We start from the raw sequence: 14,688 nt of genomic DNA on the forward strand, positions 1-14,688 counted from the left end.
GTTCCGATGAGGGGCTTTTAGATTGGCAGATGCATTCCAAAGGTATTAACCCCCCGATCACTGCGCACAAACACATCCCCACCATGCATCAACGCAATCGCCTTGACGATTGCCAGCCCCAGTCCGTGGTTATTGCCACTGTTACGCCGTGAGGCATCGACCCGATAAAATCGCTCAAACAGACGCGGCAGATGTTCACTGGCAATCGGCAATCCGGGATTCGCCACACCGATGCTCACCTGATGTTCCTGGACCTCGATGCACACCTCGATCACCTCACCCGGCTCGGTGTGCTGCACCGCGTTGCTGAGCAGGTTGATCAACGCCCGACGCAAATGCGCGACTTCGATCTGTACCTGCGCGTCGCCGCTGACCCGCACTTGCACCTGCGCGTCTTCGAGAATGAAATCCAGATAGTCCAGCGTCGTTGCCACTTCATCGGCCAACGACGTAGAGGTGAGTCGGGTCGCCTTGTTGCCCTGATCGGCACTGGCCAGAAACAGCATGTCGTTGATGATCGAGCGCAGTCGTTCGAGTTCTTCCAGATTCGATTGCAGCACTTCGAAGTAATGCTCTGCAGAGCGCCCGCGGGTCAGCGCCACTTGCGTCTGGCCGATCAGGTTGGTCAGTGGCGAACGCAGTTCATGAGCGACGTCGGCGTTGAATGATTCCAGGCGCGAATAGGCCAGTTCCACGCGCTCCAGGGTCGAGTTGAACGACTCGACAAACTGCGCAAGCTCCGGCGGCAGTGGTGACAGACGCAGGCGCCCGGCCCGCAGTGGCGGCGCCAGACGCTGGGCTTCCTGAGACAGCTTGATCAGCGGCTGCAAGCCAATCCGCGCTACCCAATAACCCAGCGCCGACGCCAGCAGCACGCCGACGATCGCCAGGCTGACCAAGGCAATCAGCAACTGGTGCTGGGTCTGGTGAAAGGTCTCGGTGTCGATGCCAATCATGAAGCGCAGCGGCGGACGCTGGTCCTTGGCCGGGAACTGGCTGACCAGCACTTTCAGCGGAGCGGGCTGATCGGGCAGTTGCAGGTCACGCATGCCCAGCGGGCCGTTGGCGACCGCGCGGATCTGTGGCGTGAGGTTGCCGTATTCGTATTGCGGGTTGCCGCTGCTGATCCAGAAACTGATGCGTTTGTCTTCCTCGCCGAGCAGCTTGAGCTTGTTGTTGATTTTCACCCAGTGCTCCGGCGTGCCGTAACGGCCGACGGTGGATTCGAGCACGCTGTAACGCGCATCGAGTTCGGCTTCGGGAAGCAGGCCCAGACCCTTGTCGACTTGTTGATAAAGCGCGCCGCCGATCAAAACAAACACCACCAGCGCCACGAGCGTAAACATCCCGCTGAGGCGCAGGGCAATCGAGTTACTGGACACCACGGCTCTCCAGCACATAACCCATACCACGAATGGTGTGCAGCAGTTTCTCGTCGAACGGACCGTCGAGTTTGGCGCGCAGGCGTTTGATCGCGACTTCGACGACGTTGGCGTCACTGTCGAAATTGATGTCCCAGACCATTTCGGCAATCGCGGTTTTCGAGAGGATTTCACCCTGGCGGCGGGCGAGCACGCTGAGCAGCGAGAACTCCTTGGCCGTCAGGTCCAACCGGGTGCCGGCACGGGTGGCTTTGCGGCTGATCAGATCCACCCACAGGTCGGCGATGCTCACTTGCACCGGTTCATGGCCGCCACTGCGGCGGGTCAGCGCTTGCAGACGCGCGACCAGTTCGAGGAAGGAAAACGGTTTGCCGAGGTAATCGTCGGCACCGTCGCGCAGGCCTTTGATACGGTCCTCGACGCGCTCGCGGGCGGTGAGCATGATCACCGGGGTCTGCTTGCGCGCACGCAAGGCACGCAGCACGCCGAAGCCATCGAGGCCCGGCAGCATGACGTCGAGGACGATCACCGCGTAATCGCTTTCCAGCGCCAGATGCAGGCCTTCGACACCGTCGCGGGCCAGGTCCACGGTGTAACCCTGTTCAGTGAGGCCGCGGTGCAGATAGTCCGCGGTTTTTTCCTCGTCTTCGATAATCAGAACGCGCATGACCCGCCTCAGTCTGTGGTCGCCAATGCCGTTGCCGGCACAGGTCGGGGCCGGTGGAACAGCCGCTCAAGCCATAAGTATATGACCGGTGTAGTGAACAGCGTCAGCATCTGGCTGACCAGCAAACCGCCAACCACGGCGATCCCCAACGGTTGGCGCAACTCGGCGCCGGTGCCGTAGCCGAGCATCAGCGGCAGGGCGCCGAGCAGGGCGGCGAGGGTGGTCATGATGATCGGCCGGAACCGCGTGATGCACGCCTCGAAAATCGCCTCCTGCGGCGACAGGCCTCGGTGGCGCTGCGCTTCGAGCGCGAAGTCGATCATCAGGATGCCGTTTTTCTTGACGATGCCGATCAGCAACACCAGCCCGATCAACGCCATGATCGAAAAGTCCTGACCGCAGATCCACAGCATGATCACCGCGCCCAGACCCGCCGCCGGCAATGTCGAAATGATCGTCAGCGGATGCACGAAGCTCTCATAGAGCACACCAAGAATGATGTACACCGCCACCAGCGCCGCAAGAATCAGCCACGGCTGACTGGCCAGCGAACTCTGAAACGCCTGCGCCGCACCCTGAAAATTGCCGCTGATCGCGGTCGGCATGCCGATCTCTGCCTTGGCCTGATTGAGCAGAACCACCGCATCACCCAGCGCCACACCGGGGGCGAGGTTGAACGACAGATTCGCCGCCGGGAACATGCCGTCGTGGGCGATCGACAGCGGTCCAATGGTCGGCGCATCGAATCGCGCCAGCGCCGACAGCGGCACCATCTCGCCACTCAGCGGCGAACGCAGGTAGAAATAATTCAGGCTTTCGGCTTTGCCGCGCTGTTTTGTATCCAGCTCGAGGATCACGTTGTACTGGTTGACCTGGGTCTGGAACTCATTGATCTGTCGCTGGCCGAAGGCGTCGTACAGCGCTTCATCGACATCGCTGGCGGTCAGACCGAAGCGCGCGGCGGCGCTGCGGTCGATGCTGATGTGGGTGATGCTGCCACCCAGTTGCAGGTCATTGGAAATGTCGCGGAACGCCGGGTTGCTGCGCAGTTTTTCGGTCAGGCGTTGCGTCCACGTCGCGAGGGTCGCGCCGTCGTTGCTCTTGAGCACGTATTGGTACTGCGCACGGCTCGGGCCGGAGCTGAGGTTGATGTCCTGACCGGCGCGCAGATACAGCACGATGCCTGGGACTTTCATCAGTTGTGGGCGGATGCGGTCGATGAACTGGCTGGCGCTGACGTCGCGATCGCCGCGTTTCTTCAGGGCGATCCAGAAGCGCCCATTGGCGATGGTCTGGTTGCTGCCGGAGACTCCAACCGAATGGGAAAACGCCTGCACCGCTGGATCGGCGGCGACGATTTCGGCCATCGCCAAGTGTTTTTTCACCATGTCGCCGTAGGAAATGTCCGCAGCCGCCTCGGTGGTGCCGAGGACGAAGCCGGTGTCCTGCACCGGAAAGAAACCTTTCGGGATAAAGATGTAACCGCCGATGGCCAGTGCCAGCGACAGACCGAACACCCCGATCATCAACTTCTGATGGGCGAGGGCGCGGCGCAGGCCGCGTTCATACCAGCCGAGCAAGCGTTCGCTGAAACCCGGTTTGTCGTGGGCGTGGTGCGTCGGTTTGCGCATGAACAGCGCCGCCAGCGTCGGCGCCAGCGTCAGCGAAACGACTACAGAAATCATGATGGTCGAGGTCGCGGTCAAGGCGAATTCCTTGAACAACCGCCCGACCACACCGCCCATGAACAGCAGCGGAATAAACGCCGCCACCAGCGAGAAGCTGATCGAGACCACGGTAAAACCGATCTCGCCCGCGCCTTTGATCGCCGCTTCGCGCATGTCGTCGCCGGCCTCCAGATGCCGGTGAATGTTTTCCACGACCACAATCGCATCGTCGACCACGAACCCGACCGCGACGACAATTGCCACCAGCGTCAGGTTGTTCAGGCTGAAACCGAGCAGGTACATCAGGGCGAAACTGGCCACCAGCGACACGCCGAGCACCGCCGAGACGATCAGCGTTGCCGACAATTGGCGCAGGAACAGCGCCATTACCGCCACCACCAGCAGAATCGCGATCAACAAGGTGATTTCGACCTCATGCAGCGAGGCGCGAATGGTCTGGGTGCGGTCGATCAGGGTTTTCACCTGCACCGAGGCCGGCAGCATGGCTTCGAGGCCGGGCAGGGCGGCTTGAATGCGGTCGACGGTCTCGACGATGTTGGCGCCGGGCTGGCGCGAGATCACCAGGTTCACCCCCGGACGATCACCGGCCCAGGCCTGCACGTAGGCATCTTCGGCACCGTTGACAACTTTGGCGACATCGCGCAGGTGCACCGGGGCGCCATCCTTGTAGGAAACGATGAGCTGGCTGTAGTCCTCAGGATGGAACAACTGGTCGTTGGTCGACAGCGTCGAAATGCTCGACTCGCCGTACAGCGCACCCTTGGCGAGGTTGAGGCTGGTCTGCTGAATTGCCAGACGAATGTCGGCGAGGGTCAGGCCAATCGCCGCCAGTTTGTCTGCCGAAGCCTGCACGCGAATCGCCGGGCGTTGCTGACCGGTAATGTTGATTTGGCCTACGCCATCGATCTGACTGATCTGACGCGCCAACAGGGTTTCCACCAGGTCGCTGAGTTCGGTGCCAGGCATCTGCGTAGAGCTGACGCTGAGGATCAGCACCGGGCTGTCAGCCGGGTTGACCTTCTTCCAGGTCGGCAGCGTCGGCATGTCCTTGGGCAACTTGCCGGCGGCGGTGTTGATCGCCGCTTGCACTTCCTGGGCGGCGGTGTCGATGCTTTTGTCTAGCGTGAATTGCAGGGTCAGCAGGGTCGAGCCCAGCGCACTGCTCGAGGTCATCTGGGTCATGCCGGGGATGGCGCTGAATTGCACCTCCAGCGGCGTGGCCACGGATGAAGCCATGGTGTCAGGACTGGCGCCGGGCAACTGCGCCGAGACCTGGATGGTGGGGAATTCGGCTTCCGGCAGCGGTGCAATCGGCAAGCGCGGGAAGGCAATCACGCCCACCAACACCAGTGCGACGGTCAACAGAATGGTCGCGACCGGGTGATCGATGCACCAGGTCGAGACGCCTTTGTGCGCCTTCATCGACTCGGCTCCGCTTGCACCACTTGCGGCGGTTCGCTCATGACTTGCACGGTCGAGCCGGGCTTGAGCCGCGACTGCCCATCGGTGACCAATACATCGCCTGCGTTCACGCCCTTGATGATGTCCTGACCGCTGCCCTGATAGACCATCTGCACCGGCACGGCTTCAACCTTGTCGCCGTTGACCCGGTAAACGAAGTGTTGATCAAGGCCGCGCTGGACGACCGTGGGCGGTACGACCAGCGCATCCTTGTCGAGGGCAGTCTGAATTTTTACCGTGACCAGCAGGCCGGGCCAGAGCTTTTGGCTGGCGTTGGCGAATTCGGCCTTGGCGCGAATGGTGCCGGTGTTGGCGTTGATCTGGTTGTCGATCAGGGTCAGATGACCTTCGCCGAGCAGGTTGGCGGTTTCGCCATCGGTGTCAGCGCCGATGTAGGCCTTGACCGGCGCGCGCTGCGGATCGTTGATCAGGCTTTGCAGGGTTGGCAGCATTTGCTGGGGCAGGGAAAACTCGACGGCGATCGGGTCGATCTGGGTCACGGTAAACAGGCCGGCGGTGTCGGTCATGCGCAGGAAGTTGCCTTCATCGACCGTACGAATGCCGACCCGGCCGGTGACCGGGGAGCGAATCTGCGTGTAGGACAGTTGCACCTGCGCTGCATCGATCGAGGCCTTGTTGCCTTGGGCGGTGGCCTTGAGTTGATTGACCAATGCTTGCTGCTGGTCGTAGGTCTGTTTCGAAACGCCGTCATCGACGCTGAGCAGTTTGTAGCGTTTGAGGTTGACCAAGGCGACTTGCAGTTGCGCCTGGCTTTCGCCCAGTTGCGCGCGGGCCTGATCGAGGCTGGCGCGGATCGAGCGGTCGTCGATGGTCGCCAGCAGGTCGCCTGCTTTGACCAACTGGCCCTCCTTGACGAGGATTTTGGTGAGGATGCCGTCGATCTGTGGGCGCACCACCACGCTGTGCAGGGATAGGACCGAGCCGATGCCGCTGGTGTAGCGGGGAACGTCTTTGGCGCTGACCGTTACTACTCGCACCGGGATGGCGTTGGGGGCGGCGAGTTTGGCCGGGGCGGGTTTGAGTGCAAACCAGAGGCCTGTGGCTGCCAGCAGGATGAGCAGGGTGGCGAGCAGGGCTTTGTTTTTTTCGATTCGCATGCGGTGTGGCGCCGATGGGTTTGGAGTTTGGGCAGATTGGAACTTTATATACGGGTTTGGGGGTCAGGAGGGTGACGGCTGGCTGACAGCGCTGTCAGTTTCGTTTGGGGGGTTATCCGTTGCTGCTGTAGCGGCTGCTGGCGGTTTCGCCTGACGGCGACTTACTTTTTTACAAGCGCCAAAAAAAGTAAGCAAAAAACGCTTGCTCCTGCGTACGGCCCTCGCAGGCTCGGGTCCCTTCCCTCCGGGATCGATCCGGGCGCAGCGGCTACGGTTTGCTTCGCTGCACCTACTTCCGCTGTGTACGACTTCGTCGTACGGTCGCTGCGCTCCCACGCCCGGATCAATCCCTGCGCTCAGCCTTCCGATGTCGCTGGTTAGGCAAGATCAAGATCAAAGGCACTCGAGCTAACGCTCATTGTTGAGTGGTTAGAAGCGGGTGGTTGGTTTGGGATTTGTGGTGGATTCGCCCCTCATCGGAACGCCGCCCGCCCAGCCCTCTCCCGGAGGGAGAGGGAGCCGATCTATGTTGGCTTCGAAATCGCGTACGGCTCGATATCCCGAGTCGGCGTAGTTCTCGCATCCCCCACGATCAGTCCCCTCTCCCTACGGGCGGTCCGACGTTTCGGGAGGGCTAGGGTGAGGGGTGGTTGTTACGAAGCGCTGAAGACCTTCAGCGGCAAAGGCATCGTCACGTATCTGCAAACCGTTCGGCGTTCGACGCAATTCTTCAGGTGCCGAGCCAGGGCGTGCAGGTATACTGCGCGCCTTCGCGGCTCACTGATCGGGCCCGACTTTTGCTTTGCGGAGCTTTTATGACTTCCCCGACCCTGCCGCCGGTTGACGACGCTGTGAGCGCTGTCCCGGTTGAATTGGCCGATGCCAACGACACCAAAGCTGAGATTCCGGCGTTCAAATTCCCGTTCAAGCCGGGTGACCTGGCCGCTGCCAAGGGCTCCAACCAGCCTTGGTACAAGAATGGCGCGAAGAACGGCCACACCAAAACCCCGGGCATGGCGCCGCCGGGTACGCGTCGTTCGATGGGCAAGCGCTGAGTTTTATTCGCGCCTTGTTTCATGAATTCGCAAGCGGCGGCAGGTTGGCGATTGCGGTCGCTTGCTCTGCCGTCATCGCCAGCAGGCTGGCTCCCACATGGGATCCGCGTCGTTACGCAAACCCCCTGTGGGAGCTAGCTGTGATCTCTCTGTAGGTTGTTCACTCGGGGCTTTTCCGGGAAATTGGAGGTGCGAACCAAACCAAGCCCCCGGAGGCCCCGAGTGAACACTCATAAAAATGCCCGATTAACTGTTTCTGGTCGAGCCCTTCTTGTTCAAAGAGTCCTCACAGAGGGTTTGAGAGTTGAAGAGGTGGCCAAGGCCCAAGGGGTCAGCGTTCGCACTGCCTACAAGTGGATAAACCGCTATCGAACCGAAGGCGAAAAAGGTCTCCAGGATCGCTCATCCCGCCCGGCTTCCTGTCCGCACGCTACTGCCCCAGAGTGTCTGGAGAAAATCATCAAGCTTCGCCGTGAGCGAAAAACCTATGGCGAAATCAGTAAGTCTTTGAAGGTGGGGCATAGCACGGTAGGCAGGATATTGAGCCGCAACGGACTCAATCGCCTGGCTTATCTGGAACCGCCAGTTGCGGTTATTCGCTACGAATACTCTCAGCCGGGAGGCTTGCTGCACTTGGATATCAAGAGGCTGGGGCGCTTTAACAAACCTGGTCATCGAGTGACAAAAGACCGTCTGAAAGGCCGTTCTTACCATGTGGGTTGGGAGTTTGGACATGTTGCCATCGACGACCATAGTCGAGTGGCGCACTGTGGTTTATACCCAGACCAAACCGCTCGTAGCGCCTGCCTCGCGCTGATCCGGGCCCTGCGTTACTACAAAACGCTCGGCGTGAAATTCGAGCGGGTAATGACCGACAACGGCCCTTGCTACAAATCCAGGAGCTTCAAGCGCCTGTGCCGGCGGCTGCGGCTTAAGCACATCTTTACCAAGCCTTACACCCCGCGCACGAATGGCAAGGCAGAGCGATTTATACAGACCGCTCTGCGCGAATGGGCCTACGCCAGAAGTTATGAAAGCTCAGATCAACGCGCGACGTATCTGATGCCTTGGTTGCACAGGTACAACTGGCATCGCCCGCATGCCAGTTTGAGTTATTTACCACCGATTAGCCGAATAGCATCCGTGAACAACGTGGTGGGTTTACACAGCTAGCCTGCTAGCGATTGGGCCATTGGCCTCAGTGCAAAATCCGCATCAAGCCGCCCGCAGCGATATGAACGCATAGGTCTGCGCCGGCTCGGCCACCACCTGCGCCCCGGCCGCCACGACTTGCCCCGCAACATCTTCGCCTGACAGATGAAACAGCCACTCACTCGGCGCATTCGTCGAGAGCTGCTCGCTCACCTGATCCATCACCGCAGCAAACGCACTCATATTCGGCAGATACGCAGTAAACCCGTCGCCCTTCAGCGCCGTGGTGCGAATCCCGAGCAATGCGCAGATCGCATCCTTGGTTTGAATGTTATCGCGATCGGCCTGACGCGAGCGCTGGATCAACTCGATCAGTTCCTGATCAACCAATTCGCCCCCGGCAATCAACAAGGGTCCCTGTTCCCAGGATTCTGGCGGGCAATCCTTGGCCGCTGGGTTGAGCGGGATGTGCGGATTGATTTCCGCGGGATAGATGCGGCACACCAACGGTCGCCGCTCATAGATCCGGCAGAGCTTGTCTTCGTCAAGATTCCGGCAGGGGCCGACGTTGTAGGCGGCGAAGGTGATCGCCACATGGGCATCGGTGCTGCCGCTGCGAACCCGCACTGAACGGCGTTCGGCGTGCTCGCGTTGCTGCGCCGGCAACCCGAGGCCGTTACCGAGAAAGGCCTCGACCAGCACGATCACCTGACCACCGTCGGTTGCCCACATGCGCGCCTCGGCCAGGGTCAGCGGGACGTGGTGGTCGGTGCAGCATTTACCGCAGCCTACGCAGGAAAACGTCGTATTCATTGAGCGATCTGTCTTCAATCAGGGTGTGAACCGGCGGCGGAAAACCACCGTACAGGCCTGCATCGAAGCAAGTTGTGCGCCACTCAGCGGTTTTTGGCGATCGGGCGGATCGAGTCCCACTCGGTGACAAATGCGCTTTTCGCGGATTTGCTGTACAGGCACAGCTCAGTGCCTTGCTGGCCTTTCATGTGTTTTTGCGGGTATTGGCCTTGCAGGAGCACAGCGGTGTAGCCGACGCGGTCGTCGAATTGCGCCGGGGTGCCGACCGGTTTGGCATTTTTCAGGCCGCTGGCCTTGGTGCAACTGGCGAGCACGGTTTTGTCGTAGGCGGCCCAAGCGTCGGGGCTGGAGGCATGTGCCTGGGAGGCGAGGGCGGTGAGGCAGAGCAGGCTGGCGGTGAGGGCTTTCATGGTGAGGCATCCTTGTTATTGGCCAAGGTTGGAGTATGCCCGAGGGTTAGAAGTTGCCGGTGCCGGCCTCATCGCGAGCAGGCTCACTCCTACAGTTTGGAATGTATTTCAACAGCGAGCCTGCTCGCGAAAGCGGTGGGTCAGTCCGGCACCAACTCCCGGCGAACCACATACATCCCGGCACTTTCATACAACCGCTGCGCCCGCAGATTGCTTTCCAGTACCTTCAAATCAACAAAACCTTCGCGCCGCTGCTGAAACACCTTGAACGCATTGAGCAACAACGCCCGGCCCAGTCCACGTCCCTGGAGCCGCGGATGCACCACCAGATTCTTGATATACGAACTGGTCCAGCACTGCGCCACACCCACCACGCCGTCGGCATCGTTGGCGACAAAGCACAGCGCCGGATCGTATTCGGGGTCGCTTCCGAACCGTTGCTGCCAAACCTCAAGCGCCGGCACCCGGCCACCGCCCTCGCGGTAGCCGAGCTGCATCAGCGCGTGCACGGCGGCTGCGGATTGCGCACGATAAGTGCTGACTTCAACACCGTCCGGCCAGCGAATGTCCGGTAGATCTGCGTGCAGATCGCGGCGCATCAAGAAGCAGAATTTCTCAGCCAAGACTCAATGGCCCTGGGCCGCGACATGTTTGGCCGCTTCGATCAGGCAATGGGTCAGTTCCGGCGAGGAGAATTTGGTCAGCACGCCATTGGCCCCGGCCAGTCGGGCTTTCTCGCTGTTCATCGCACTGTCGAGCGAGGTGTGCAGCAGCACGTACAAGTGGGCGAAGTCCGGGGTCTCGCGCAAGGTGCGGGTGAAGGCGTAGCCGTCCATCTCGGACATTTCGATGTCGGAAACAATCAGGTTGATCTGTTGCGCGGTGCCTTGCAGGTCGAGCAGGCAGTCGATGGCCTCCTTGGCGCTGCGTGCGGTGTGGCATTGCAGGCCGAGGTTGCGCAGGGTGTGCACCGATTGCTGCAGCGCCACCTGACTGTCGTCGACCACCAGAATCCGCGCGTTGCCGAGCACTTCTGCGTCTTCCATGGTCAGGTCGGTAGGGGCCATTTCGATCTGAGCCGGGGCGATGCTGTGGATAACTTTTTCGATATCCAGCACCTGCACCAAAGTCCCGTCAACCGAGGTCACGCCAGTGATGTAAGCGCGCGAACCGCCGGAGCCGAACGGCGGCGGTTTGATGTCAGTGGTCAGGCAATGAACGATCTTGCTCACCGCCTGAACGTGCAGACCCTGCTTCGAACGGCTGACATCGGTGACGATCAGGCAGCCGCCGTTCGGGTCTTCCAGCGGCCGCTCGCCGATGGCCCGGCTAAGATCAATGACCGACAGCGAGGCACCGCGCAAGGTGGCGATGCCTTTGACGTGCGGGTGCGACTCCGGCAGCTTGGTCAGCGGCGGGCAGGGGATGATTTCGCTGACTTTCAGCAGGTTGATCGCCATCAGCTTGCCGCTGCGCAAGGTAAACAGAAGAAGCGAAAGTGAATCTGCGCGGGCTTTTGTCGAGGACATTTGGACCTTCTGTGGAGAAAGGTGATGGGCGAGGTGGGAGTCGCCAGAAACCATTGATGCCGGGTTATCGGCTTGATTGGGGTGGGCTTTAGGTGCTTGGGTGATGGCATTCAAATCAAAAGCCCCTCATCGGAACGCCGCCCGCCCAGCCCTCTCCCGGAGGGAGAGGGAGCCGACCGTGGGATTTAGAATAATTACGTCGACCTGATCCTGCTGCACTGAATCCAAAATCGACTCGATGTTTCAGATCGGCGTATAGCGTAAGACACCTCGGTCAGTCCCTCTCCCTCCGGAAGAGGGCTAGGGTGAGGGTGTGCTTTTAGCTCTTCATCCCCAACCGCTTGGCCATCCGCCCAAGGTTCGCCCGATCAATCCCCAACTCCCGCGCCGCACTCGCCCAGTTATCCTGATTGCGCTCCAGCGCCGCGCCGATCAACTGGCGCTGAAACTGCTCGGTTGCACTGCGCAGATCGCCGCTGATCGAAGGCAATTCCTGCACACTGGCCATCATCTCAATCGGGTTATCCACAACCTCACGCGGTAAATCCAGATCCGCCGCACTCAGGCTGAGAATCTTCGGCCGTACTTTGCAGTTGCCCAACGCCTTCAGCGCGCTGCGGCCGATCAGATGTTCCAGCTCGCGCACATTGCCCGGCCAAGTGTAGGCGAGCAGCGCTTCCTGGGCGTCGCTGTTCAGGCGCAGGCTGTTGAGGCCCATGCGCGAGCGGTTCTGCTCCAGGAAAAAACCGCTGAGCAGCAGCACGTCGCGCCCGCGATCGCGCAGCGCCGGGACCCGCAGCGGGTAGACGCTGAGGCGATGATAGAAGTCGGCACGGTAACGGCCGCTGCGCACTTCTTCGGCGAGGTCGCGGTTGGTCGCGGCAATCAGGCGCACGTCGACCTGATGCTCCTTGTCCGAGCCCAGGCGCTGCAACTGCCCGCTCTGCAACACGCGCAGCAATTTCGCCTGCACGGTCAGTGACAGTTCGCCGACCTCATCGAGAAACAGCGTGCCGCCATTGGCCAGTTCGAACTTGCCGCGGCGGTCGCTTGTGGCGCCGGTGAAGGCGCCGCGGACGTGGCCGAACAGCTCGCTTTCTACCAGCGTATCCGGCAGCGCGGCGCAGTTGAGGCTGATGATCGGTTTGTCGGCACGCGCCGAGGCGGAGTGAATCGCTTGGGCAACCAGTTCTTTGCCGACCCCGGTTTCGCCGGTGATCAACACCGTCAGATCGCTGCCGCCGACCAGATTGATCTCCTCGACCAGGCGTTTATGCGCTTTGCTTTGGCCGATCATTTCGCGCTGCTGTTGGCCGCTGGCCTGACGATAGACCTCGGCGCGCTGATGCTCGTCTTCGGCGCGGCTGGCCAGCCGTTCGATGCGTTCGGCGGCGTTGACCGTAGCCGAGGCAAGGCTGGCGAAGGCTTGCAGAGCATCCAGTTCGATCGGCTCGAAACGTTCAGGATCGAGCGCGTCGAGGGTGATCAGGCCCCACAGTTTTTCATCGACGAATAAAGGGCAGCCGAGGCAGTCGTGGACTTCCAGGTGATCGTCGAGGCCGTCGACCAGACCGTCGTAGGGATCAGGCAGATCGCTGTCGGCGGCGAAGCGCGTCGGCCCGGCACCGGCCAGCAGAATTTCGAAACGCGGATGTTCGCTGACCTTGAAGCGGCGCCCGAGGGTGTCGGTGCTCAAGCCGTCGACGGCCAGCGGCACCAGCGATTCGCCATCCAGGCGCAACAGCGCGGCGGCGTCGCAGGGCAACAGGGCGCGCATGGCTTCGAGCAGGCGCCGATAGCGCTCGCCCTCGGGCAGTTCGCGCGACAGGTCGGAAACCAGAGGTAGCAGGGCAGTGAGCAGCGATTTGGCAATCATGGCGTGTAGTCAAATAGACGTGATGTAGTCGCTAAGACTATAAGCCGGCTTGGGTCGTTATGACTACATAGAAAGCAAGCGATTGATTTATATGAGAAAAATAAGTGGCACGAATACTGATACTCCAAAGATAACTTTCAATAAGGCTCAGGAGTCACCCTCATGCTAAGCGCTCAGGATCGTGCCATCGTCAAATCCACCGTGCCTCTGCTGGAAAGCGGCGGCGAAGCGTTGATCACGCATTTCTATCGGATGATGCTCTCCGAGTATCCCGAAGTGCGTCCGCTGTTCAACCAGGCCCACCAGGCCAGCGGCGACCAGCCGCGCGCGTTGGCTAACGGGGTATTGATGTATGCCCGCCATATCGATCAGCTCGATCAGTTGGGCGATCTGGTGGCGAAAATCATCAACAAGCATGTCGCCCTGCAGATTCTCCCGGAACACTACCCGATCGTTGGCACCTGCCTGCTGCGCGCGATTTCCGAAGTGCTCGGCGATGAAATCGCCACGCCAGAAGTGATGAGTGCCTGGGGCGCAGCGTACGGCCAGTTGGCTGACATTCTGATCGGCGCTGAAACCGCCATCTACGACCAGAAGGAACAAGCCGTCGGCGGCTGGCGCGGGGCGCGCGAGTTCATCGTTGCGGCCAAGGTCGAGGAGAGCGCCGAGATCACTTCGTTCTACTTCGAGCCAGCCGACAAGGGCCCGATTCTCGCCGCAGAACCCGGTCAATACATCGGTATGAAACTGGTCCTCGACGGCGAAGAAATCCGTCGCAATTACTCGCTGTCGGCGCTGGCCAACAACGGCCAGTACCGCATCAGCGTCAAGCGCGAACCGGGTGGCCGCGCGTCCAATCACTTGCACGATCAGTTGCAGGTCGGGGCGAGCATTCAGCTGTTCCCGCCATCGGGCGAATTCACCTTGTCGGCCAGCGATAAACCGCTGGTGCTGATCAGCGGCGGCGTCGGCATCACCCCGACCCTGGCGATGCTCGAAGCGGCGCTGCAAACCGAGCGGCCGGTGCATTTCATTCACTGCGCACGCAATGGCAGCGTGCATGCCTTCCGCAATTGGATCGACGACCTCGCCGCGCGTCATCCGCAGCTCAAGCGTTTTTACTGCTACGCGGAGGATGACGGGGTGAGTCCGGCGGCGGACAAGGTCGGGATGCTGAGCCAGGATCAGCTGGGTGAGTGGTTGCCTGCGCAACGTGATGTCGATGCGTATTTCCTTGGGCCGAAAGGTTTCATGGGCGCGATCAAGCGTCATTTGAAAGCGCTGGGTGTGCCGGAGAAGCAGAGCCGTTACGAGTTCTTCGGGCCGGCTTCTGCTTTGGAATGATCTGAAACCGGGTCGCCCGCATCGCCAGCAGGCTGGCTCCCACAGGTTATGCGTTCGGCGCAGGCCAATGTGGGAGCCAGCCTGCTGGCGATTCGCTTTTGCACGCAACCGAAATCCTTGGGGGTTAATGGTTCCTTAACCGCTCTATCGTTTATTGCCCCGGTGTAGACTTGCGGCGACCTTCAGCCGCAAG

12 protein-coding genes are annotated in these 14,688 nt (G+C 60.8%); 3 read left to right on the forward strand and 9 right to left on the reverse strand.

All coding sequences use genetic code 11. The features are described from left to right. Window positions 1-17 precede the first annotated feature (17 nt). Genes BLU24_RS06615 through BLU24_RS06630 form a run of 4 tightly spaced genes read right to left on the reverse strand, consistent with a single transcriptional unit; the run spans window position 18 to window position 6,316 of the window. A complete protein-coding gene (locus BLU24_RS06615; protein ID WP_093098501.1) occupies window positions 18-1,382 on the reverse strand; it encodes a heavy metal sensor histidine kinase in 1,365 nt (454 codons plus the stop codon). Continuing rightward, window positions 1,372-2,049: a heavy metal response regulator transcription factor gene (locus BLU24_RS06620; RefSeq protein WP_090286106.1), complete on the reverse strand. Its 678-nt coding sequence runs from the start codon at window positions 2,047-2,049 to the stop codon at window positions 1,372-1,374. The genes BLU24_RS06615 and BLU24_RS06620 overlap by 11 nt, the downstream gene beginning before the upstream one ends. An 8-nt stretch (window positions 2,050-2,057) precedes the next feature. Next, complete coding sequence (locus tag BLU24_RS06625) at window positions 2,058-5,159, reverse strand: multidrug efflux RND transporter permease subunit (RefSeq protein ID WP_093098504.1); 3,102 nt, start codon at window positions 5,157-5,159, stop codon at window positions 2,058-2,060. Next, on the reverse strand, window positions 5,156-6,316 hold the full coding sequence (locus tag BLU24_RS06630; protein ID WP_093098507.1) for an efflux RND transporter periplasmic adaptor subunit: 1,161 nt from the start codon (window positions 6,314-6,316) through the stop codon (window positions 5,156-5,158). The genes BLU24_RS06625 and BLU24_RS06630 overlap by 4 nt, the downstream gene beginning before the upstream one ends. 815 nt (window positions 6,317-7,131) lie before the next feature. Here BLU24_RS06630 and BLU24_RS06635 point away from each other — a divergent pair. Then, the gene (locus BLU24_RS06635; RefSeq protein ID WP_093098509.1) at window positions 7,132-7,371 is read left to right on the forward strand and encodes a hypothetical protein; all 240 of its coding nucleotides are present in this window, start codon (window positions 7,132-7,134) and stop codon (window positions 7,369-7,371) included. A gap of 222 nt (window positions 7,372-7,593) precedes the next feature. Beyond that, window positions 7,594-8,544 (forward strand): IS481 family transposase, encoded by a 951-nt coding sequence (locus BLU24_RS06640; RefSeq protein ID WP_093096621.1) that lies wholly within the window; start codon window positions 7,594-7,596, stop codon window positions 8,542-8,544. Window positions 8,545-8,586: 42 nt separating this feature from the next. On the opposite strand, the gene BLU24_RS06645 is transcribed toward BLU24_RS06640, so the two are convergent. The 5 genes from BLU24_RS06645 to norR all read right to left on the reverse strand — a co-directional run bounded on the left by BLU24_RS06645 (window position 8,587) and on the right by norR (window position 13,151). Next, on the reverse strand, window positions 8,587-9,336 hold the full coding sequence (locus BLU24_RS06645; protein WP_093098512.1) for a YkgJ family cysteine cluster protein: 750 nt from the start codon (window positions 9,334-9,336) through the stop codon (window positions 8,587-8,589). A gap of 83 nt (window positions 9,337-9,419) precedes the next feature. Then, the gene (locus BLU24_RS06650) at window positions 9,420-9,746 is read right to left on the reverse strand and encodes a hypothetical protein (RefSeq protein WP_093098515.1); all 327 of its coding nucleotides are present in this window, start codon (window positions 9,744-9,746) and stop codon (window positions 9,420-9,422) included. 140 nt (window positions 9,747-9,886) lie between these two features. Continuing rightward, on the reverse strand, window positions 9,887-10,345 hold the full coding sequence (locus BLU24_RS06655; RefSeq protein ID WP_093098518.1) for a GNAT family N-acetyltransferase: 459 nt from the start codon (window positions 10,343-10,345) through the stop codon (window positions 9,887-9,889). A 27-nt stretch (window positions 10,346-10,372) separates the two neighbouring features. Continuing rightward, window positions 10,373-11,275: a chemotaxis protein CheV gene (locus tag BLU24_RS06660; protein WP_090286091.1), complete on the reverse strand. Its 903-nt coding sequence runs from the start codon at window positions 11,273-11,275 to the stop codon at window positions 10,373-10,375. A 319-nt stretch (window positions 11,276-11,594) separates the two neighbouring features. Further along, the gene (gene norR / locus BLU24_RS06665) at window positions 11,595-13,151 is read right to left on the reverse strand and encodes a nitric oxide reductase transcriptional regulator NorR (protein ID WP_093098521.1); all 1,557 of its coding nucleotides are present in this window, start codon (window positions 13,149-13,151) and stop codon (window positions 11,595-11,597) included. 162 nt (window positions 13,152-13,313) lie between these two features. Here norR and hmpA point away from each other — a divergent pair, with 162 nt between their 5' ends. Continuing rightward, window positions 13,314-14,495 (forward strand): NO-inducible flavohemoprotein, encoded by a 1,182-nt coding sequence (gene hmpA, locus BLU24_RS06670; RefSeq protein ID WP_093098524.1) that lies wholly within the window; start codon window positions 13,314-13,316, stop codon window positions 14,493-14,495. Window positions 14,496-14,688 lie beyond the last annotated feature (193 nt).

It is taken from the genome of Pseudomonas sp. Z003-0.4C(8344-21) (assembly GCF_900104975.1).
Lineage (GTDB): Bacteria > Pseudomonadota > Gammaproteobacteria > Pseudomonadales > Pseudomonadaceae > Aquipseudomonas > Aquipseudomonas granadensis.

Excerpts from the sequence above, each read along its gene's own strand:
- norR (WP_093098521.1), bottom strand. The coding sequence starts at position 13,151 with ATGATTGCCAAATCGCTGCTCACTGCCCTGCTACCTCTGGTTTCCGAC.
- BLU24_RS06655 (WP_093098518.1), bottom strand. The coding sequence starts at position 10,345 with ATGCGCCGCGATCTGCACGCAGATCTACCGGACATTCGCTGGCCGGAC.
- BLU24_RS06635 (WP_093098509.1), top strand. The coding sequence starts at position 7,132 with ATGACTTCCCCGACCCTGCCGCCGGTTGACGACGCTGTGAGCGCTGTC.
- BLU24_RS06625 (WP_093098504.1), bottom strand. The coding sequence starts at position 5,159 with ATGAAGGCGCACAAAGGCGTCTCGACCTGGTGCATCGATCACCCGGTC.
- hmpA (WP_093098524.1), top strand. The coding sequence starts at position 13,314 with ATGCTAAGCGCTCAGGATCGTGCCATCGTCAAATCCACCGTGCCTCTG.
- BLU24_RS06620 (WP_090286106.1), bottom strand. The coding sequence starts at position 2,049 with ATGCGCGTTCTGATTATCGAAGACGAGGAAAAAACCGCGGACTATCTG.
- BLU24_RS06630 (WP_093098507.1), bottom strand. The coding sequence starts at position 6,316 with ATGCGAATCGAAAAAAACAAAGCCCTGCTCGCCACCCTGCTCATCCTG.
- BLU24_RS06660 (WP_090286091.1), bottom strand. The coding sequence starts at position 11,275 with ATGTCCTCGACAAAAGCCCGCGCAGATTCACTTTCGCTTCTTCTGTTT.
- BLU24_RS06645 (WP_093098512.1), bottom strand. The coding sequence starts at position 9,336 with ATGAATACGACGTTTTCCTGCGTAGGCTGCGGTAAATGCTGCACCGAC.
- BLU24_RS06650 (WP_093098515.1), bottom strand. The coding sequence starts at position 9,746 with ATGAAAGCCCTCACCGCCAGCCTGCTCTGCCTCACCGCCCTCGCCTCC.